The 20,823-nt window shown below is 74.5% G+C and carries 14 protein-coding genes and 1 tRNA gene; 6 read left to right on the forward strand and 9 right to left on the reverse strand.

Features of this window, described 5'->3' with window-relative positions; translation table 11 throughout:
* Positions 1–97 precede the first annotated feature (97 nt).
* The 9 genes from prmC to argS form a co-directional block, all read right to left on the reverse strand.
* On the reverse strand, positions 98–958 hold the full coding sequence (gene prmC / locus LWC35_RS20100; protein WP_232871707.1) for a peptide chain release factor N(5)-glutamine methyltransferase: 861 nt from the start codon (positions 956–958) through the stop codon (positions 98–100).
* Positions 959–998: 40 nt separating this feature from the next.
* Positions 999–2,084: a peptide chain release factor 1 gene (gene prfA, locus LWC35_RS20105; RefSeq protein WP_372463071.1), complete on the reverse strand. Its 1,086-nt coding sequence runs from the start codon at positions 2,082–2,084 to the stop codon at positions 999–1,001.
* Between the two features lie 94 nt (positions 2,085–2,178).
* A complete protein-coding gene (gene rpmE / locus LWC35_RS20110) occupies positions 2,179–2,397 on the reverse strand; it encodes a 50S ribosomal protein L31 (RefSeq protein ID WP_232871709.1) in 219 nt (72 codons plus the stop codon).
* Between the two features lie 171 nt (positions 2,398–2,568).
* Positions 2,569–4,806: a transcription termination factor Rho gene (rho, locus tag LWC35_RS20115; RefSeq protein ID WP_372463072.1), complete on the reverse strand. Its 2,238-nt coding sequence runs from the start codon at positions 4,804–4,806 to the stop codon at positions 2,569–2,571.
* A gap of 330 nt (positions 4,807–5,136) precedes the next feature.
* Positions 5,137–6,087, reverse strand: coding sequence for a homoserine kinase (thrB, locus tag LWC35_RS20120; protein ID WP_232871710.1), 951 nt, complete (start codon positions 6,085–6,087; stop codon positions 5,137–5,139).
* A complete protein-coding gene (gene thrC, locus LWC35_RS20125; RefSeq protein ID WP_232871711.1) occupies positions 6,087–7,181 on the reverse strand; it encodes a threonine synthase in 1,095 nt (364 codons plus the stop codon). The genes thrB and thrC overlap by 1 nt, the downstream gene beginning before the upstream one ends.
* 22 nt (positions 7,182–7,203) lie before the next feature.
* The gene (locus tag LWC35_RS20130) at positions 7,204–8,580 is read right to left on the reverse strand and encodes a homoserine dehydrogenase (protein ID WP_232871712.1); all 1,377 of its coding nucleotides are present in this window, start codon (positions 8,578–8,580) and stop codon (positions 7,204–7,206) included.
* A 112-nt stretch (positions 8,581–8,692) separates the two neighbouring features.
* The gene (lysA, locus tag LWC35_RS20135; protein ID WP_232871713.1) at positions 8,693–10,141 is read right to left on the reverse strand and encodes a diaminopimelate decarboxylase; all 1,449 of its coding nucleotides are present in this window, start codon (positions 10,139–10,141) and stop codon (positions 8,693–8,695) included.
* A gap of 10 nt (positions 10,142–10,151) precedes the next feature.
* The gene (argS, locus tag LWC35_RS20140) at positions 10,152–11,795 is read right to left on the reverse strand and encodes an arginine--tRNA ligase (protein ID WP_232871714.1); all 1,644 of its coding nucleotides are present in this window, start codon (positions 11,793–11,795) and stop codon (positions 10,152–10,154) included.
* Positions 11,796–11,910: 115 nt separating this feature from the next.
* On the opposite strand from argS, the gene LWC35_RS20145 reads away from it, so the two are divergent.
* The 6 genes from LWC35_RS20145 to LWC35_RS20170 all read left to right on the forward strand — a co-directional run bounded on the left by LWC35_RS20145 (position 11,911) and on the right by LWC35_RS20170 (position 20,823).
* Complete coding sequence (locus tag LWC35_RS20145) at positions 11,911–12,729, forward strand: thioredoxin-like domain-containing protein (protein ID WP_232871715.1); 819 nt, start codon at positions 11,911–11,913, stop codon at positions 12,727–12,729.
* A 5-nt stretch (positions 12,730–12,734) separates the two neighbouring features.
* A complete protein-coding gene (locus LWC35_RS20150; protein ID WP_232871716.1) occupies positions 12,735–13,451 on the forward strand; it encodes a DUF305 domain-containing protein in 717 nt (238 codons plus the stop codon).
* A 57-nt stretch (positions 13,452–13,508) separates the two neighbouring features.
* A tRNA-Arg gene (locus LWC35_RS20155) sits at positions 13,509–13,580 on the forward strand.
* Positions 13,581–13,847: 267 nt separating this feature from the next.
* Positions 13,848–17,927, forward strand: coding sequence for a bifunctional nitrate reductase/sulfite reductase flavoprotein subunit alpha (locus tag LWC35_RS20160; protein WP_232871717.1), 4,080 nt, complete (start codon positions 13,848–13,850; stop codon positions 17,925–17,927).
* A gap of 122 nt (positions 17,928–18,049) precedes the next feature.
* Positions 18,050–19,285 (forward strand): phosphotransferase, encoded by a 1,236-nt coding sequence (locus tag LWC35_RS20165; protein WP_232871718.1) that lies wholly within the window; start codon positions 18,050–18,052, stop codon positions 19,283–19,285.
* Positions 19,282–20,823, forward strand: coding sequence for a lipopolysaccharide biosynthesis protein (locus LWC35_RS20170; protein WP_232871719.1), 1,542 nt, complete (start codon positions 19,282–19,284; stop codon positions 20,821–20,823). Before LWC35_RS20165 ends, LWC35_RS20170 begins: the two co-directional genes overlap by 4 nt.

Here is a 20,823-nt window from a genome sequence, read left to right on the forward strand (position 1 = left end):
CCTCGGCGGTGGTGAGCGCGCGACTCGGCAGCCCGGAAGTCCCGACTCGCGCTGCTAGAACTCGCGACTCGCGGGGGGGCGGGGCCGGCCGGCGGGGTCAGGCGGGGGTGGTGCGGCGGGCGGTGGCGAAGCGGGGGCGGCCGCCCAGGTCGCGGTGCTCCTGGACGTCCGTGAGCACCTTGCGGCGCCGGAGCAGGGCCGGGACGGCCTCGCCGTGGGTGTCGTCGTGTTCGATCGCGAGCCCGCCGCCGTAGCGCAGCAGGGTCGCGGCCAGGGAGATCACCGCGGGGATGAGGGCGAGCCCGTCGGCTCCGCCGAAGACGGCGACGGCCGGGTCCCAGTCGGCGACCTCGGGCGGCACCGGGGTGCCCTCCGGCACGTACGGCGGGTTGCACACCACGAGGTCGACGCGGGCCTCGAGCTCGGGCAGCGGGTCCCGCCAGCGGACGTCGGCGGCGTGCAGCGTCACGCGGTCGCCGTGCGCCGCGATGTTGCGCCGCGCCCAGCTCAGGGCGCCGGGATCGATGTCGACGGCGTGCACCCGCGCGTCGGGCCGGCTCTCGGCAAAGGCGAGGGCGAGCGCCCCCGAGCCGGTGCACAGGTCCACGACCAGCGGGTTCTCCACCGCGCGCAGCTCGCGCAGGCCCCACTCGAGGAGCAGCTCGGTCTCCGGGCGCGGCGTGAAGACCCCGCGCCCGACGGCGACCTCGACCGGTCCGAGCACCGCCGTGCCCAGGACGTGCTGCAGCGGCTCCCGGGTGGTGCGTCGGGCGACGAGCCGGCGCAGCTCCTCCACCTGCGGCGGGTCGACGAGCGGGTGCAGCATCAGCCGCCCGCGGGGCACGCCGACGACGTACGAGGCCAGGAACTCCGCCTCCGCCCGGGGTGACTCGATGCCCGCGCCCGCCAGCGCCCGTTCGGCCTCCGCGATCGCCACGCGCAGCGACTGCCGGCTCACGCGCACCCCGCGCGCAGGACGGCCCCGGGACGCACCCGCCTCACGCACCCTCCTCGGCGGCGGCGATCGCCTCGGCCCGGTCGGCCCGGGACAGGGCGGCGACGACGTCGTCGAGGTCCCCGTCGAGCACCGCGGAGAGGTTGTGCGCCTTGTAGCCGACCCGGTGGTCGGAGATCCGGTTCTCCGGGAAGTTGTAGGTCCGGATGCGCTCGGACCGGTCGACCGTCCTGACCTGCGACTTCCGCTCCGCCGACGCCGCCGCCGCCTGCTCGGCCTCGTGCAGCGCCTGCAGCCGCGAGCGCAGCACCTCCATGGCGCGGGCCCGGTTCTGCAGCTGCGAGCGCTCGTTCTGGCAGCTCACGACGATCCCGGTGGGCAGGTGCGTGATCCGCACCGCGGAGTCCGTGGTGTTGACGCTCTGCCCGCCGTGCCCGGACGAGCGGAAGACGTCGACCCGGAGGTCGTTCTCGTCGATCTCGACTTCGGCGTCCTCCCCGGTGTCGGGGTAGACGAGCACGCCGGCCGCGGAGGTGTGGATGCGCCCCTGCGACTCGGTGACCGGGACGCGCTGCACACGGTGCACCCCGCCCTCGAACTTCAGCGCCGACCACACCCCGTCGGCGGTGGGTGTGCGGGACCGCAGGATCAGGGTGATGTCCTTGTACCCGCCGAGGTCGGAGGTGACGGCGTCGAGCACCTCGACCTTCCACCCGTGGCGCTCGGCGAAGCGCGTGTACATCCGCACGAGGTCACCCGCGAACAGCGCCGACTCCTCGCCGCCCTCGCCGGACTTGACCTCCATGACGACGTCGTCGCCGTCGTGCGGGTCGCGCGGGACCAGCAGCTCGGCGAGCCGCGCCTCCAGGGCCGGGATCCGCGCCGCGATCTCGTCCGCCTCCTCGGCGAACGCCCGGTCCTCGGCGGCCAGCTCGCGGGCGGCGGCCTCGTCCGACCGCGCCCCGGCCAGCTCGCGGGCCACGGCGACGACCGGGCCGAGCTCGGCGTAGCGCCGGCCGAGCTTGCGGGCCGTGGCCGCGTCGGCGTGCACGGCCGGGTCGGCCAGCCGGGCCTCCAGCTCGGCGTACTCGTCGATCAGCGCGTCCACACCTGCCGCGCTGCTGCTCACCGCCACCACGTGCTCCCGTTCTCCCTCGTCGTCACCCCTTGACATGCGAACGGCGCCCGGCCCCGGAGACGGGGACGGGCGCCGGGCGGAGAAGCTACTTGGCGGCCTTGCGCTTGCCGTAGCGCGCCTCGAAGCGGGCGACACGGCCACCGGAGTCCAGGATCCGCTGCTTGCCCGTGTAGAAGGGGTGGCAGGCGGAGCAGGTCTCGACGGTCATCACGCCGCTGGTCTTGGTGCTGCGGGTGGTGAACGAGTTGCCGCAGCCGCAGGTGACCTGGGTCTCGACGTACTGGGGGTGAATGCCCTCACGCATGGGGATGTTCCTCTCGAAGATCGGCCGCCGGGTCTCACACCCCTCGCTGTTCGGGGGTTTCCGGGGGCGGAGCCCCCGGATGTGGGTGAACCGGAGCCGGATGCGTACGAACCCATTCAACCACCCGGCCCCGGCGGGGATTCCCACCGGGGCCGGGTGCGTCGACGCGGGTCAGTCCTCGTTGCCGAAGTTCCCCGGCGTGGTCTTCTGGACCTGCATGAGGAACTCGATGTTGGTGCGGGTCTTGCGGAGCTGGCCCAGGACCAGGTCGATCGCCGCCTGGTGGTCCAGGGCGGACAGCACCCGGCGGAGCTTGACGCTGATCGCGAACTCGTCCGCGGACATCAGCAGCTCCTCCTTCCGGGTGCCGGAGGCGTCGACGTCGATCGCCGGGAAGATCCGCTTGTCCGCGAGCTTGCGGTCCAGCTTGAGCTCGGCGTTGCCGGTGCCCTTGAACTCCTCGAAGATCACCGTGTCCATCGTCGAGCCGGTCTCGACCAGCGCGGTGGCGAAGATGGTCAGCGAACCGCCGTCCTCGATGTTGCGCGCCGCGCCCAGGAACCGCTTGGGCGGGTAGAGCGCGGTCGAGTCGACACCACCGGACAGGATCCGGCCCGACGCGGGGGCGGCCAGGTTGTAGGCACGGCCCAGCCGGGTGATCGAGTCCAGCAGGACGACGACGTCGTGCCCCAGCTCCACCAGCCGCTTGGCGCGCTCGATGGCGAGCTCGGCGACGGCCGTGTGGTCCGACGGCGGGCGGTCGAAGGTCGAGGCGATGACCTCGCCCTTCACCGACCGCTGCATGTCGGTGACCTCCTCCGGCCGCTCGTCGACGAGGACGACCATGAGGTGGCACTCGGGGTTGTTGGTGGTGATCGCGTTGGCGATCGACTGCAGCACCATCGTCTTGCCCGCCTTCGGCGGCGAGACGATCAGCGCGCGCTGGCCCTTGCCGACCGGCATGACCAGGTCGATGACCCGGGTGGTGAGCTTCGACGGCTCGGTCTCCAGGCGCAGCCGCTCGTTCGGGTAGAGCGGGGTGAGCTTGGTGAACTCCGGCCGCTGCTTGCCCGACTCCGGGTCCCGCCCGTTGATGGTGTCGATGCGCACCAGCGGGTTGAACTTCTGCCGCTGCTGCTCGCCCTCACGGGGCTGCCGGACGGCGCCGGTGATCGCGTCGCCGCGGCGCAGGCCGTGCTTGCGGACCATCGACAGCGACACGTAGACGTCGTTCGGGCCGGACAGGTAGCCGGTGGTCCGGACGAACGCGTAGTTGTCCAGGATGTCGACGATGCCGGCCACCGGGAGGAGGACGTCGTCGTCGCGCACCTCGGTGTCGACGGTGCGGTCACCGCCGCCGCGCGTGTCGCGGTCGCGGCCCCGCCGGCGGTCCCGGAACCGGCGGCCGCGGCGGCCGCGGCCGTCGCCGTCGTCGTCGCCGTCGTCGTCGACCCGGGAGTCCCGCGGCTCGTTCCGGCCGTCGCCACGGTTGTCGGCGCGGTCGTTCCGGTCGGGCCGGTCGTTGCGGTCGGCCCGGTCGTTCCGGTCGGGCCGGTCGTTGCGGTCGGCCCGGTCGTTGCGGTCGGCCCGGTCGTTGCGGTTGCGTCCGCCGCCCTCGTTCCGCTCGTTGCGGTTGCGGTTGCGGTTGCGGTTGCCGCCCTCGCCGTCGCGGTCGGACCGCTCGCCGCGGTCGGTCTTCTCCTTCTCGGGCGCGCCGACGCTCGCGGCCACCGCCTCGAGGGTGTCCGACTGCGGCTCGACACCGGAGCGGCGGCGGGTCTGCCGGCGGCGGCCGCCCTCCTCGCCCTCCGTGGCGGCGGTCTCGCCGGGCTGGTCGGCGGCCGGGGCGGCACCGTTGGCGGTCTGCTCGGGCGCGTGCCCGTTGACCTGTTCGGTCACCTCGGCGGCCGGGGTGACCCCGTTGACGCCGGGGGTCGGCTTGGGGTCCGGGGCGCCCGCGGGCCGGCTCGCCGCGCGGCGGCGCCGGGTCGGGGCGGGGGCCTCGGCGGCCTGCTCGGCCGGGGCCTCGGCGGGCTTCTCGGCCGGGGTGGCGGTGTCGGCGGCGGCGTCCGCCGCAGGCGCCGCGGGCATCTCGGGCGCCTCGGCCGCGGTGGCCTTGGCCGCGCGGGCGCGGCGCGGCTTGGCGGGCGCGGAGGCCTCGCCGCCGTCGAGCGGGAGCTGGTCGGCGTCGGCGGCCTTCTTCGAGGTCCGACGCGCCGGCGCGGCGCCCTGCTTCTCCTTGATGGCGGCGATGAGGTCGCCCTTCCGCATCCCGGCGATGCCCGGGATGTCGAGCTCCCCGGCGAGCTGGCGAAGGTCGGCGAGGACCATTCCGGACAGTCCGCCCCGCCTCTTGGGGGCAGCACCCTCTGCCGTTGCCGGGGTGCTGACGAGATCGGTCTCGCTCACGAAGTTCCTTCCTGACCGGCCCGCGGGCGGTGCCGGGACCAGCGGATTCCACACGTCACGTCCGGCTCCTCCGCCGGACAACGACGCCGGGGCGGCATGAAGAGAGCCGCCGTCGGCGATGTGCAGGGGCGGCGACCAGTGCGACGGTCGCGGGGAAGAGGCCGCTCGGTCCGGTCCGGATTCCGACCGCATGGACTGCAGTGAGTGGGTTCCGGCTCGAGAGGCCACGCGGATGACGCGTGGATCGCCGTGCGGAGCCGAGGGTAGACCGTCGGCGGTTCCGCGGCAACAACACCCCCGGTCGGGGCCGGCGTGTCGGCCGGAAAAACCTCAGCCGATCTCGACCTGCGCGCCGAGCGTGTCGACGGGCAGCGGCAGCGCCGTGAACCCGGTCGTGTCCAGCTCCTCGGGCAGCGTTCCCGCCGAGGTCAGCGCGAGGACGGTCGGTCCGGCTCCGGAGATCGCGGCCGGCACGCCGCGCGCGCGCAGCGCGTCGACGAGGTCCGCGGACTCCGGATAGGCCGGGCGGCGGTAGCCCTGGTGCAGCCGGTCCTCCGTGGCCGCCATCAGCAGCTCGGGCCGCTGGGTGAAGGCGAGGACGGAGAGCGCGGTCCGGCTCCCGGTGAACGCCGCGTCGGGCAGCGGGACCAGCTCGGGGAGGAGGCCACGGGTCGTCTTGGTGGAGGACTCGACCCCGGCGACGAGCGCGACCGGCGCGATGCCGGCGTGCACGTCGAGGCGGACGGCGTGGAACCGGGCGGAGGTGTTCCCACAGTCGGGGGTCTCCGCCCCCCGACGACCCCCCGGAACGACCTGGACCTGCTCCCAGGCCACCACGAACCCGCCGAGCAGGCTGGCCGCGGCGTTGTCCGCGTGACCCTCCATCCCGGCCGTGACCTGCAGCAACGCCTCCTGCTCGAGCTTCGGGTCGCGCCCGGAGAGCACGCAGGCGGCGACGGCGCCGGCCACCGCGGCGGCGGCCGAGCTGCCCAGCCCGCGCGAGTGCGGGATCGCGTTGCGGCACCGCATCCGCAGGCCCGCCGGCTCATCGCCGAACAGCGCCCACGCGGTGCGCATGGCGCGCACCACGAGGTGCGTCTCGTCACAGGGCACCTGGGCGGCGCCCTCGCCCTCGACCTCGACGTGCACGCCTGGCTCCGCGGTGGCGCAGACCTCGACGTCGTCGTAGAGGCCGAGCGCGAGCCCGAGCGAGTCGAAGCCGGGCCCGAGGTTGGCCGACGACGCCGGGACCCGCACCCGCACCTCGGTGGGGCGCCCCATCAGGCCAGCTCCAGGGCCGCGGCCACGGCGCTCGGGTCGATCGGCACGATCTCCGGCGCCGGCGCGGTGGCCAGCACGCTGTCCGGGTCCTTGAGCCCGTTGCCGGTGACGGTGCACACGACCAGCTGCCCCCGGTCGAGCCAGCCGTTGGCCGAGGCCTGCAGCAGCCCGGCGACGCTCGCCGCCGAGGCCGGCTCCACGAACACCGCCTCGCGCGTGGACAGCAGCCGGTGCGCGGCCAGGATCTCGTCGTCCGTGACGGCGGCGAACCGGCCGTCGGACTCCTCGCGGGCGGTCTCGGCGCCGTTCCACGAGGCCGGCGCGCCGATCCGGATCGCCGTGGCGATGGTCTCGGGGTTCTTCACCGGCGCGCCCTCGACCAGCGGCGCGGCGCCGGCGGCCTGGAAGCCGAACATGCGCGGCAGCGCGGAGATCAACCCGTCGGCGTGGTAGCCGCGGTAGCCCTTCCAGTACGCGGTGATGTTGCCCGCGTTGCCCACCGGCAGGCAGTGCACGTCGGGAGCGCGGCCCAGGGCGTCGCAGATCTCGTAGGCCGCGCTGGCCTGGCCCGCGATCCGGGTCGGGTTCACCGAGTTGACCAGCGCGATCGCCGGGTAGTCCGCGGTGGTCTTGCGGGCGAGCTCGAGGCAGTCGTCGAAGTTGCCGTCGATCTGCAGGATCCGGGCCCCGTGCGCGACGGCCTGGGCCAGCTTGCCCAGCGCGATCTTGCCCCGCGGCACCAGCACGGCGCTGGTCATCCGGGCGCGGGCGGCGTACGCGGCGGCGGAGGCGGAGGTGTTGCCGGTCGACGCGCAGAGCACGCTCTGCTTGCCCTCGGCGAGCGCCGCGGTCACGGCCATGGTCATCCCGCGGTCCTTGAAGGACCCGGTGGGGTTGAGGCCGTCGACCTTCAGGTACACCTCGCAGCCGGTGCGCTCGGACAGCACCGGCGCCGGCAGCAGCGGGGTGCCGCCCTCGGCCAGGGTGACGATCTCCCAGTCCGGCCCGACGGGCATCCGGTCGCGGTAGGCCTCGATCACGCCCGGCCAGGGGGCCAGCCGGTTCACGGCGGTGCTCACAGTCTCTCCCGTCATCGCGCGACGCTCGCCCGCGCGTTCATCCGGCCACGCCGAGGGTGCTGACCGGACGGCCCAGCCCCTCCACGCGCAGCACGCTCTCCACGCCGCGGACCACGTCGAGCCCGGCCAGCGCCTCGACCGTCGCGTGCAGCGCGGAGTCCGGCGCCCCGTGCGTCACGACGACCAGGCGCGCGGCCTGCGCCGTCTCCGCGGCCTCGGCCTCCGGCACGTCCCCGTCCTCGCGGCCGCCGGTCTGGCGCACCGCGGCGATGCTCACCCCGCGCCGCGCGAACTCCCCCGCGACCGCGGACAGCACGCCCGCGCGGTCGGCGACCTCGAGGCTCACGTGGTACCGGGTGTGCACGTCGCCGATCGGCAGCACGGGCAGGCTCGCGTAGGCGGACTCGCGCGGCCCGCGCCCGCCGCCGACCCGGTTGCGGGCCACGGCGACCAGGTCGCCCAGCACGGCGCTGGCGGTGGGCGCGCCGCCCGCGCCCTGGCCGTAGAACATGAGCTGACCGGCGGCGTCGGCCTCGACGAACACGGCGTTGAACGCCTCGTTCACCCCCGCCAGCGGGTGGCTGAGCGGGATCATCGCCGGGTAGACGCGCGCGGACACCGACTCCGGCGCGCCGCCCGAGCCGGGGACGCGCTCGCAGATCGCGAGCAGCTTGATCGCGCAGCCGAGCCCGCGGGCGGCGGCGATGTCCGCCGCGGTGACCCGGCGGATGCCCTCGCAGTGCACGTCGGCCGCGGTGACCCGGGTGTGGAAGGCGATCGTCGCGAGGATCGCGGCCTTGGAGGCGGCGTCGTAGCCGTCGACGTCGGCGCTCGGGTCGGCCTCGGCGTACCCGAGCCGGGTGGCCTCCTCGAGGGCCTCGGCGTAGCCGGCACCCGAGGCGCTCATCGCGGAGAGGATGAAGTTGGTGGTGCCGTTGACGATCCCGGCCACGCGGGTGATCCGGTCGCCGGCCAGCGACTCGCGCAGCGGGCGGAGCAGCGGGATCGCGCCGGCCACGGAGGCCTCGTAGTAGAGGTCGACGCCCGCGCCGTCCGCGGCCTCGGCGAGCGTGGCCCCGTCCTCGGCGAGCAGCGCCTTGTTCGCGGTGACCACGGACTTGCCCGCCTTGATCGCCTGCAGCAGCAGGGTGCGCGCGGGCTCGATCCCGCCGACGACCTCGACGACGACGTCCACGTCGTCCCGGGTGACCAGCGCGGAGGCGTCCGTGGTCACCAGGCCGGGGTTCAGCGTCGGGTGCCGGTGCGGGCGGCGCACGGCCACCCCGGCGAGCTCGACGGGCGCGCCGACGCGGGCCGCGAGGTCCCCCGCCTGGTCCTCGAGCAGCCGGACGACCTCGGACCCGACGGTCCCGCAGCCCAGCAGCGCGACCCGCACGGGCGCGTCTGACGTCACGACGATCCTCCTGACACGGTGGTGCGGGCGGTCCCGGCGGGCGCGACGGCCCGGGCCCGACCGGGGATCATCCCTGCTCGGCGCCCCGCGCGACAGTCCGGGGTGCCCACCCTCACGGGCCGACCTCGAGCCGGAACAGGTCCTCGTCGGTCTCCCGGCGCAGGATCACCCGCGCCTCGCCGTCGCGGACCGCGACGACGGCCGGCCGCGGCAGCCGGTTGTACGAGCTGGCCATCGAGTAGCAGTAGGCGCCGGTCGCGGCCACGGCCAGCAGGTCGCCCGGCGCGAGGTCCGCGGGCAGCCAGCAGTCCCGCACCACGATGTCGCCGGACTCGCAGTGCTTGCCGACCACCCGCGAGAGCGCGGGCCGGTCGCCGCCGGGCAGCGAGTCGACGGCCGACGCCCGCGACACGAGCCGGCAGTCGTAGAGCGCGTCGTAGAGGGCCGTGCGGATGTTGTCGCTCATCCCGCCGTCGACGCTGACGTAGCGCCGGGCGCCGACGCCGAGCGGGACCTCCTTGAGCGTGCCGACCTCGTAGAGCGTGATCCCGCCGGGGCCGGCGATGGCGCGCCCGGGCTCCACGGCGACCTCCGGCAGGTCGAGCCCCGCGGCCTCGCACTCGCGCTCGACGATCCCGCGCAGCTCCTTCGCCAGCGCCGGGATCGACAGCGGGTCCTCGTCCGGCCGGTAGGCGATGCCGATGCCGCCGCCCAGGTCGAGGGTGGTGAGGTCGGCGAGGGCGTCGGCGCCGTGCTCGCGGTGCAGGTCGGCCAGCAGCCGGACGACGCGGTGCGCCGCCACCTCGAAGCCCTCGGTGTCGAAGATCTGGCTGCCGATGTGGCTGTGCAGCCCGACGAGGCGCAGGTTGCCGGCCTTGAGCACGCGGCGGGCCGCCTCGGCGGCGTCGGACTCGGGGCCGCCGGCCAGGGAGAACCCGAACTTCTGGTCCTCGTGCGCCGTCGCGATGAACTCGTGGGTGTGCGCCTCGACGCCCACGGTCACCCGGATCATCACCGGCTGGACGACGTCCCGCTCGGCCGCCACCGCGTCGAGCCGGACGATCTCGTGGAAGGAGTCGAGCACGACGCGCCCGACCCCGCTCTCCACGGCGGCGGTCAGCTCGGCGACGGACTTGTTGTTGCCGTGCATCGCGATCCGCTCGGGCGGGAAGCCGGCCCGCAGGGCCACGGCCAGCTCGCCGCCGCTGGCGACGTCCATCGACAGGCCCTCGTCGGCCACCCAGCGCGCGATCTCGGTGCTCAGGAAGGCCTTGGCCGCGTAGTGCACGGACTCCGCGCCGAACGCGGCGGCGAACTCGGCCGCGCGGGACCGGAAGTCCCCCTCGTCCACCACGAACAGCGGGGTGCCGAACTGCTCGGCCAGCTCGCGGACGTCGACGCCGGCGACGCGCAGGGCCCCGTCGGCGCCGCGGGAGGCGTTGCGCGGCCACACGGCCGGGGCGAGGTGGTCGAGCTCGGCGGCGCCGGTCGGGCGGGGGCCGGCGGTCTCGGGCGGCGCCTGGATGCCGCCGTGCAGCGGGCCGGCGGGGTGCGCTCTCACGGGTCCGTCCTCACATCCGTTCCGGTGCGCTCACGCCGAGCAGCCCGAGTCCGTTCGCCAGCACCTGCCGGGCGGCGACGCAGAGGCCGAGCCGGGCGCGGTGCAGCTCGGTGACCTCCTCGTCGCCCATCGGCAGGACGCGGCAGCTGTCGTAGAACTTGTGGTACGCGCTGGCCAGGGCCTCGAGGTAGCGCGCGACCCGGTGCGGCTCGCGCAGCTCGGCGGCGGCGCGCACGATCTCCGGGAACTCGCCCAGCGTGCGGATCAGGTCGCCCTCGCGCGGGTGCTCGAGGAGCCCGTACTCCGTGCCCGGCTCGACGCCGAGGTCCGCGGCGTTGCGGGCGAGCGAGGCCAGCCGGGCGTGCGCGTACTGCACGTAGAAGACCGGGTTGTCGTTGCTGCGCTTGACCAGCAGGTCGAGGTCGATGTCCAGGGCGGAGTCGACCGACGAGCGGATCAGCGAGTACCGCGCGGCGTCGACGCCCACGGCCTCGACCAGGTCCTCCATCGTGACGACGGTGCCCGCCCGCTTGCTCATCCGGACCGGCTGCCCGTCCTTGACGAGGTTCACCAGCTGGCCGATGAGCACCTCGACGACCGCGGGGTCGTCGCCGAACGCGGCGGCCGCCGCCTTGAGTCGGGCGATGTAGCCGTGGTGGTCGGCGCCGAGCATGTAGATGCACAGGTCGAAGCCGCGCGCCCGCTTGTCCCGCAGGTAGGCGAGGTCGCCGGCGATGTAGGCGGGGCGGCCGTCGCTCTTGATCACGACGCGGTCCTTGTCGTCGCCGTAGTCCTTCGACCGCAGCCACCAGGCGCCGTCCGCCTCGTACAGCGCGCCGGAGTCCTTGAGCTGCTGGACGACGGTGTCGACCGCGCCGGACTCGTGCAGCGCGTTCTCGTGGAACCAGACGTCGAAGTCCGTGCCGAACTCGTGCAGGTCCTGCTTGATCTCGGCGAACATGAGCCCGACGCCGACGCGCCGGAAGATCTCGTCCCGCTCCGGCGAGTCGAGCGCCCCCGGCTCGGCCTCGACGACCCGCTTCGCGATGTCGGCGATGTAGGCGCCGCCGTAGCCGTTCTCCGGCGCGGGCTCGCCCTTCGCCGCGGCGACCAGGGAGGCGACGAACCGGTCGATCTGCGCGCCGGCGTCGTTGAAGTAGTACTCGCGGGTGACCTTGGCGCCCCGCGCGGTGAGCACCCGGCCCAGCGCGTCGCCGACCGCGGCCCAGCGGGTACCGCCCAGGTGCAGCGGGCCCGTGGGGTTGGCGGAGACGAACTCGAGGTTCACGTTGCGCCCGGCGTACTCGTCGCCGGTGCCGTAGGACTCCCCCGCCGCCAGCACCTCGCCGACCAGCGCGCCCTGCGCGTCGGCCGCCAGCCGCAGGTTGAGGAAGCCCGGCCCGGCGACCTCGGCCGAGGCGATCCCCGCGCGGCCCGCGAGGTCCTCGGCCAGCCAGCCCGCGAGGTCCCGCGGGGCGACGCCGGCCTTCTTCGCCGTGCGCAGCGCGACGTTGGTCGCGTAGTCGCCGTGCTCGGGGTTGCGGGGTCGCTCGACGCCCACGTCGGCGGGCAGCGCGTCCGCGGCCAGACCGCGCGCGGCCAGCACGTCCAGCGCGGCGACACGGACCAGGTCGGCGAGCACGTCGGGAGTCACCCCACGAGGATAGGAGGTGGCACTCGGCGGTTTCTCAGGCGGCGCTCCTAGACTGCGGGGCCGCGACCGCCAATTGGGTGAGGTCGCCCTCGACCCCCGATCAACTGGACGGTTCATGGCCAGCGGCAAGAGCAGCAAGGCGAGTCGGAACAAGGCCCGCAACTCGGTCGTCACCCAGCGGTCGACGCCGTGGGGCCTGATCGCGGGCGTACTGGTCGTCGTGCTGTTCGCCGGCGCGATCTTCGGCTACGCGGTCTACCGCAGCAACGAGAACAGCGCCGCCCAGGACGCCCTCGCCGCCTACACGCCGAGCGACACGAACAAGGACCCGTCCGCGCAGATCGCCGGCGTGATCACGGACAACTACACCGGGGCCGGCCAGGGCCACGTCGTCGGCCCGACGCGGGTCGCCTACACCCACACGCCGCCGATGGGCGGCGACCACGACCAGTACTGGGCCGCGTGCACCGGCGTCGTCTACAAGACGCCGGTGCGCCAGGAGAACCTCGTGCACTCGCTCGAGCACGGCGCCGTGTGGATCGCCTACAACCCCGACCAGGTCAGCGGGGCCGCGCTCGACACCCTGGCGGCGAAGGTCGACGGCCAGCCCTACACCGTGATGTCCCCCTACCCGGGCCTCGACCAGCCGATCTCGCTGCAGGCGTGGAACCACCAGCTCAAGCTGAGCGACGCGAACGACCCGCGGGTCGACCAGTTCATCACCGCGCTGCGCCGCAACCAGTACAACTACCCGGAGATCGGCGCGACCTGTCAGGCCCTCGGCCCGGGCGCGTTCGACCAGGACGCCCCGCCGCCGTTCGAGCCGACCCCGGCCGTCTCGGAGATCAACGGCGGCACGATCGTGGCCGAGCGCGGCGCCGGCACGACCGGCGGCACGATGGCCGACCCGAGCACCGTGCCGGGCGGCCGGTGAGCCCGGTGGCCACGGACCTCGAGCCGGACGTGGTGGCCGGACCCGGCCGCCGCGAGCCGGGGTGGGTCCGCCCGCTCGTCGTGATCGCGGCGGCCGTGGCACTGTTGCTGATCGGCGGGGCCGCCGGGATGCTGGTCGGCCTGCCGGGCTCCGCGGGGACCACCACGCCGTCGGCGGACTCCGTCGACGTCGGGTTCGCACAGGACATGACGGTGCACCACGAGCAGGCCGTCGAGATGGCCTCGTGGGCCCGGGACCACACGACGGACCCGCAGGTCAAGCAGCTGGCGTTCGACATCGAGACCACACAGCTGCAGCAGATCGGGCGCATGCAGGGCTGGCTCGGGCTCTGGGGCGCCCCGGCGTTCCCCACCGGCCGGCAGTACATGACGTGGATGGCGGAGCCCGGGGACGCGGGGCACGGGCACGCCATGTCCGGCGGGTCCTCCGGCGGCGCCTCCCGGATGCCCGGCATGGCGACCGACGAGGACCTGAAGAACCTGCGGGCCGCGAGCGGCACGCAGCTCGACACACTGTTCCTGCAGCTGATGCTGCGCCACCACCTCGGCGGCGCGGACATGCTGCAGTACGCGGCCGGCCACGCGGCCCTGCCGGAGGTCCGCAACCTGGCCGCGCAGGCGCTCTCCGCGCAGACCTCCGAGGTCGACCTCATGCGGCAGCTGCTCGCCGCCCGCGGCGCGCAGCCCCTCCCGCAGAACTGATCGGGAGGGTGTTGTAGGGTTCTCCTGCACGCCGCGGGAACGCGGCGAGCGGGAGTCGCCCCCGTAGCTCAGGGGATAGAGCACCGCCCTCCGGAGGCGGGAGCGCAGGTTCGAATCCTGCCGGGGGCACCCACCCGTGCCACAGTCGACACCGGCCCCTCACCAGCCCAGAACTGGGTGAGGGGCCGTTCTCGTTGCCGCAGCCCCGTCCCCTGCCGCACCGCTCGGGCGTGACCCGGCCCACCCCCGCACACCCCGGCCCCCGCCACGGTGAGGGGGATGTGACACGGCGGACCGATCCCGCTGACCTGACGGCAATCCGCCGTTCCTAGCGTCGACCGGGCGGGTGACGAGAACCCGCGCAGGTCAGGCGCGACGGCACGGAGGACTTCAGGCGTGGGCACACCGGACCCCGGCCCGCTCACCAGCGTTCGGACGGTCTGCTCCTACTGCGGCGTCGGCTGCGGCATGGTGCTGGACCTCGAACCCGGCCCGGACGGGGCCACCCGGATCCGCAAGGTCCGCGGCGACGCCGCGCACCCCGCCAACGCCGGCCGGCTGTGCACCAAGGGCGCGCACAGCGCCGAGATGCTCGTCGCCGACGGCCGGCTGCGGACCGCCCTGCGCCGGCCCGAGCGCGGCGCCGAGGCCGAGCCCACCCCGCTCGACGCCGCCATCGCCGAGACCGCCCGCCGGCTGCGCGAGATCCTCGACGAGCACGGACCCGACGCGCTGTCGCTCTACGTCTCCGGCCAGATGACCCTCGAGGCCCAGTACCTCGCCACGAAGCTCGCCAAGGGCTTCTGGCGCACGAAGTGGATCGAGTCGAACTCCCGGCTCTGCATGGCCAGCGCCGGCACCGGCTACAAGCAGTCCCTGGGCTCCGACGGCCCGCCCGGCTCGTACGCCGACCTCGACCACGCCGACGTCTTCCTGGTGGTCGGCGCGAACATGGCCGACTGCCACCCGATCCTCTTCCTGCGCATGATGGACCGGGTCAAGCAGGGCGCGAAGCTCATCGTCGTCGACCCCCGCCGGACCGCGACCGCGGCGAAGGCCGACCTGTTCCTGCAGCTGGAGCCGGGCACCGACCTCGCCTTGCTCAACGGGCTCCTGCACCTGCTCGTCGAGCAGGGCGCGGTCGACGAGGAGTTCGTCGCCGAGTTCACCGAGGGCTGGGAGGCGATGCCGGAGTTCCTCGCCGACTACGGGCCCGCGGCCGTCGCCGGGATCACCGGCGTGCCCGAGGCCGACCTGCGCGAGGCGGCCCGGCTGATCGGCGGCGCCGCCAACTGGACGAGCTGCTGGACGATGGGGCTCAACCAGAGCACGCACGGCACCTGGAACACGAACGCCCTGGTCAACCTGCACCTCGCCACCGGCGCGATCTGCCGCACCGGCTCCGGGCCGTTCTCGCTCACCGGCCAGCCCAACGCCATGGGCGGGCGCGAGATGGGCTACATGGGCCCCGGCCTGCCCGGCCAGCGCGCCGTGCTCTCGGCCGGCGACCGCCGCTTCGTCGAGGAGCTGTGGGCCGTGCCGGAGGGGACGATCCGCGCCGACGTCGGCACCGGCACGATCGACATGTTCGCGCGGATGGCCGCGGGCGAGATCAAGGCCTGCTGGATCGTCTGCACGAACCCGGTCGCGAGCGTGCCGAACCGCGGGGTGGTGATCGACGCGCTCGAGCGCTGCGACTTCGTGGTGACCCAGGACGTCTTCGAGGCCACCGAGACCAACCCCTACGCCGACGTCGTGCTCCCCGCGGCCATGTGGGCCGAGGTCGAGGGCGTGATGATCAATTCCGAGCGGAACCTGACGCTGCTGCGGCCCGCGGTCACGCCTCCGGGCGAGGCGCTCCCGGACTGGCAGATCATCGCGCGGGTCGCCTGCGCGATGGGCTACGCGGAGCACTTCACCTACTCCTCGGCCGAGGAGGTCTTCGAGGAGCTCAAGCAGGCCTGGAACCCCGCCACCGGGTACGACGTCCGGGGCGTGACCTACGAGCGGCTGCGCGCCACCCCCGTGCAGTGGCCGGCCGCACCGGACGGGCCGGACCGCAACCCGGTCCGCTATCTCAACGACGGGGTCAGCCAGCACCGGCGGGGCGAGGGCCGGCTGTCCTTCGCCACGCCGTCGGGCCGGGCGCAGTTCCTGCCCCGCCCGCACATGCCGCAGGCCGAGCTGCCCGACGACGAGCACCCGCTCGTCCTCACCACCGGCCGGCTGCAGCACCAGTGGCACACGCTGACCAAGACCGGCAAGGTCCCGACGCTGAACAGGCTCGACCCCGGCCCGTTCGTCGAGATCTACCCGGCCGACGCCGAGGCCGCGGGCATCGCCGACGGGGACCGGGTCGCCGTCGTGTCGCGGCGCGGCCGTGCGGTGCTGCCCGCCGTGGTGACCGACCGCATGCGGCCCGGCACGTGCTGGGCGCCCTTCCACTGGAGCGACCTGTTCGGCGAGGACCTCGCGGTGAACGCGGTGACCAACGACGCCGTCGACCCCGCCTCCTTGCAGCCCGAGCTCAAGGCGTGCGCGGTCGCGCTGGAGAGGGTCGCGACCGCCGAGCCCCCTGCGCCCGCGGACGAGGGCCCGCGAGGGGTCGGGGCGGCCCTCGGGCTCGACCTCACCCCGCCGGTGCTGACCGGGGCCGAACGGCGCTACCTCGCCGGCTTCCTCGCCGGCGTCGAGCGGGGCGGTGCGCCGGGCGTGCCGGTCCTGCCGTCCGGGGCACCGGTGGGGACCGACACGGCGGCGTGGATCAACGGGATGCTCGCCGGCACGTTCTCACGGCTGGCGGCCGGCGAGCCCACGGGGTCCGGGGAGCCCGCGGAGCCGGTGGGCGAGGCGGCGGACGACGGGCGGCCCCTGCTCGTCCTCTGGGCCTCCCAGACGGGCAACGCCGAGGCCGTGGCCGCCACGGTCGCCGCGCGACTCACCGCCGCGGGGCGGCGTCCACGACTGGTCTGCATGGGTGACACCTGTCCGGACGCCCTCCCCCCGAACGCCGACCTCCTCGTGGTCACCAGCACGTTCGGCGACGGCGACTCCCCGGACGTGGGGACGGACTTCTGGGCGGAGCTCGCGGCCGAGCGTCCGCGCCTGCCGGACGTCCGGTTCGCGGTCCTCGCGCTCGGCGACCCGAGCTACTCGGAGTTCTGCGGGCACGGCCGCCGGGTCGACGCGCGGCTGGCCGAGCTGGGCGGCACCCGGCTGCTCGACCGCGTGGACTGCGACCCCGACTTCGAGGCCCCCGCAGCCGCGTGGACCGAGCAGGTCGTGGGGCTGCTGACCGCCGACGACGGTCCCGATCGGGCCCCGGCGACCACCCGGCCGGTCGCACCGCCGGCACCGGCCGCCGAGCCGGCACCCGCGACCGTCGACGCCACCCTGCGCGAGACCCGGCTGCTGAGCCTGCCCGGCTCGGCGAAGGAGATCCGCCGCTTCACCCTGGCCGGGGACCGGGGCTTCGCCTACGAAGCGGGCGACGCGCTCAGCGTCCGGCCCGTCAACCACCCCGACCTGGTCGAGGAGTGGCTGGAGCTGACCGGCCTGCCCGCCGACGACGCGGTGACCGTGCGCGGCGAGGACATGGCGTTCGCCGAGGCGCTGGGCCGGCACCTCGACATCACGCGGATCTCCCCGGCCCTGCTCGGGTTCGTCGCCGAGCGCACGGGTGACCGTGTGCTCAAGGAGCTGCTGCGGGCCGGCCACGGCACCGACCTCGCGCGCTGGACGTGGGACCGGCAGGCCCCGGACGTCCTCACCGAGTTCCCGGTGCGGGCCTCGGCGCAGGAGTGGGCGGACACCCTGACCGCCCTGCAGCCGCGTCAGTACTCGATCTCCTCCAGCCCGCTGACCAGCCCCGACGCCGTCTCGCTGACCGTGTCGGTGGTCCGGTTCACCAGCCGGCACGGTCACGCCCGCCGCGGCGTGTGCTCCACGTTCCTCGCCGACGCGGCGGGCGAGGTGCCCACGCCGGTGCTGGTGCGGTCGTCACCCCGGTTCCGCCCGCCCGCCGACCCGACCACCCCGATGATCATGGTCGGGCCGGGGACCGGGGTGGCCCCGTTCGTCGGCTTCCTCGAGGACCGGCGGGCGCGCGGGCACACGGCGCCGAACTGGCTGTTCTTCGGCGAGCAGCGCCGCGCGACGGACTTCTACTACCGGGAGGAGCTGGAGGGCATGCGGGCCGACGGCACGCTGGCCCGGCTCGACGTCGCCTTCTCCCGCGACCAGCGGCACAAGGTCTACGTGCAGGACCGGATGCGCGAGCACGGCGCGCAGCTGTGGCGCTGGCTCGCCGACGGCGCGCACTTCTACGTCTGCGGCGACGCCGGGCGGATGGCCAAGGACGTGGACCTCGCGCTGCGCGACGTGGTCGCGGCGCACGGGGGCCTGGACGCCGACCGCACCGCGGCCTACGTGAAGCAGCTGGTCGCCGACGGGCGTTACGTGCGCGACGTATATTGATCATCCCCTGGTCGCGACCCGAACGCATGGACGTCGACGCTCGGTCAGGGCTCCTTCACCGCGAGTTCACCTCACCCGTATGCTCGCCCCGTCCGGCCGACCGTTGGGCCGATGGGGGGACCATGACGATCGACGACGCACGCGACGCGGTCACGCCGCCGAGAGGCCTCGTGGCCCGGCCGGCCGCCGAGATCCCCGCGTGGCGGGGACTGGTGGTGTTCGTGGTCCGCGAGGCCGCGGCCCACCAGATCGACGAGGCGGTGGCCGGGATCGCCCGCGGCCTCGAGATCCTCGACGTGATCGAGCTCGACGCCGCGCAGCGGGCGGCCGCCCGCACCGGGCTGGCCGGCGCCGACTGGGGACCGGGCGGCAGGCCGGTCCCGGGCGGCGGACCGCACACCTTCGTGGTCGCCTGCGACGTCGCGCCGCCCGTCGGCGTCGTGCAGGGCGTGCGGAGCATGGCCGACCGCATCGACGAGGTCCGCGCCCGCACCACGCACCGCCTGCTGCACCGGCTCCCGCCGCAGCAGCACTACGAGCCGCTGCACGTCTCGAGCGGGCCCCAGCAGGCGCTGGACTTCCTGGAGGTCCTCGGCGACCTCGGCGTCCAGGCCCGGCTGCTGCCGCGGGTCACCGCGCTGATCGAGGCCTGCTCCGTGCCGTTCCCGCTCGTGCGGATGCTGGCGCCGGACTCCCCCGGCTACCGGGCGCGCGTCGCGCTCGTCGACCACCCGGTGCACGGCCGCACCGTGTGCAAGATCTTCCGGCCGGGCGCACTGGACTCGTTCGGGCGGGAGCTGCGGGCCCGCCAGGAGCTCGCCGACCTGCCCGAGGTGCCCGAGCTGCTCGAGCACGGCCCGAACTGGCTGCTCACGCCCTTCTACACCGACGTCGGCCGGCACCTCGTGCGCCCGCTGTCCGGGGTGAAGGAGATGCACCAGCTGCGGGCCGACGTCGTCCGCCAGCTGGCCCGGTTCGCCCGGGACCTGCACGAACGCGGCAAGTTCGTCCTCGACCTCTCCCCCCACAACCTCCTGTGGGACGCTCACGCGGGCCTCAAGGTGCTCGATCTCGAGTTCGTGCTCGACTACCCCGGCCCCGTGCCGCCGTTCGCGGAGTGCTGGAGCCTGCACGGGGTCCCGCGCGAGCTCCGCCGCATGGGCGACGGCCTGCCGGACCTGGTGCTGACGAAGGGGGTCGGGAACTCGGTGTTCCATCCCGCCGTGTCCGGGCTGTCGCCGGAGAGCCTGTTCTCGCCGCCGCGCCGCGGCGAGACCGTGCGCCGCACCGCCACCCAGCTCGCCTGGTACGCCGGGCTCGCCGTCGCCGGCCGCGTGCACCCCGCGATGCGCCGATGACGGCCCTGCCGCCGGAACCGCCCACGGAGCCGATCCCGAACCCCGGGCGCCCGGCGAAGCCGAGCCTCACGGCCCGGACGGTGCGCGGGTTCGCCTGGTCCTTCACGGGGTCGGTCGGACAGGCCGTGCTGCAGATCGCGGCGACCGTGGTGCTCGCCCGGCTGCTCACGCCGGAGGAGTTCGGCTCGGTCGCGGCCGCGCTGCTCGTCGTCGGGCTCACCCAGCTCGTCACGCAGCTGGGGGTGGCCGCGGCGCTGGTGCACCGGCGGGAGCTCACCGACCGGGACGTCGCCGCGGCCTTCTGGTTCTCGATCCTGCTGTCCGCGGTGTTCGCCGGGCTGTTGTTCGGCCTCGCGCCGGCGCTGAACGGGCTGGTCGGCCTGCCCGCGGACTCCGGGCTGCTCCGGATGCTCTCGATCACGCTCGTGCTCGCGGGCGCCACCGCGGTGCCCACCGGGCTGCTGCAGCGGGACCTGCGGTTCCGGCCGATGGCCGTCGTCGACCTGCTCGCGGCCGGGCCCGGGATCATCGGCGTCTCCGTGGTGCTGGCACTGCTCGGTTTCGGCGCCACAGCGCTGGCCTGGGCGGAGATCGCGGCCGCACTGGTCAAGTGCGTGGGGTACCTGGCCCTCACCCGACCCTCCGTGGCCGTCGAGGCGCCGTCCGCGGCCTGGGGGCGGCTGCGCCCGATGCTGAACTTCGGCTCGGGGTACTCCCTCACCCAGCTCGGCAACTGGATCGCCCTCAACGCCGACAACCTCGTCGTCGCCAACGTCCTGGGCACCGGCCCGCTCGGCGTCTACACCCGGGCCTACAACCTGCTGTCCGAGCCCGCCAACGTGATCGGCGGCGCGGCGGACAAGGCGCTGTTCCCCGCCATGGCCCGGGTGCGCGACGACGGTGCCCGGCTGCGGCACGCCTACGTCCGCACGTCCTCGCTCGTCGCCCTGGTGACCGCGCCCGCCGCGGTGCTGCTGTTCGTGCTCGCACCCGAGGTCGTGCACATCCTGCTCGGCGGCCAGTGGGACGCGGTGATCCTGCCGGTGCAGGTGTTCGCGCTGGTCCTGCTGCCCCGCACGTCGTACAAGATCAGCACCTCGCTCACCCGGGCGACCGGCGCGGTGTACCGGGCGGCGTGGCGGCAGTGGCTCTACGCGGCCGAGGTCGTGGTGCTGTGCTCGATCGGCGCGCGGCTGTGGGGCGTCGACGGGGTGGCTGTGGGGGCGTCGATCGCGATCCTGGCGCACTTCCTGGTGATGTTGCGGTTCTCCGCGCGCGTCTCCGAGGGCCTGATGGGCGCGGTGCTGCGGATGTACGTCAAGCACGTGCCCGCCGTCGTGGCGGTCGCGCTGGCGAGCTGGGCGGTCGCGTCGGCCGTGCGCCCCGTGGGGTCGGACGTCCTCACGCTGGTCGCCTCCGGTCTGGCGGGCGTCGTCGCGGCCGCGGGCGTGCTGGTGCTGCTGCGCGGCCGGTTCTCCGAGGAGCTGGCGGTGGTCGCCAACCTGCGGCGCGGAAAGAAGATGCCGGTCCCCGCGTGA

This window comes from Pseudonocardia kujensis, assembly GCF_021283305.1.
GTDB classification, from domain to species: domain Bacteria; phylum Actinomycetota; class Actinomycetes; order Mycobacteriales; family Pseudonocardiaceae; genus Pseudonocardia; species Pseudonocardia kujensis.

Coding starts and splice junctions, on each gene's coding strand:
- rpmE (WP_232871709.1), bottom strand. CDS start 2,397: ATGCGTGAGGGCATTCACCCCCAGTACGTCGAGACCCAGGTCACCTGC.
- LWC35_RS20165 (WP_232871718.1), top strand. CDS start 18,050: ATGACGATCGACGACGCACGCGACGCGGTCACGCCGCCGAGAGGCCTC.
- LWC35_RS20170 (WP_232871719.1), top strand. CDS start 19,282: ATGACGGCCCTGCCGCCGGAACCGCCCACGGAGCCGATCCCGAACCCC.
- thrB (WP_232871710.1), bottom strand. CDS start 6,087: ATGGGGCGCCCCACCGAGGTGCGGGTGCGGGTCCCGGCGTCGTCGGCC.
- LWC35_RS20145 (WP_232871715.1), top strand. CDS start 11,911: ATGGCCAGCGGCAAGAGCAGCAAGGCGAGTCGGAACAAGGCCCGCAAC.
- thrC (WP_232871711.1), bottom strand. CDS start 7,181: ATGACGGGAGAGACTGTGAGCACCGCCGTGAACCGGCTGGCCCCCTGG.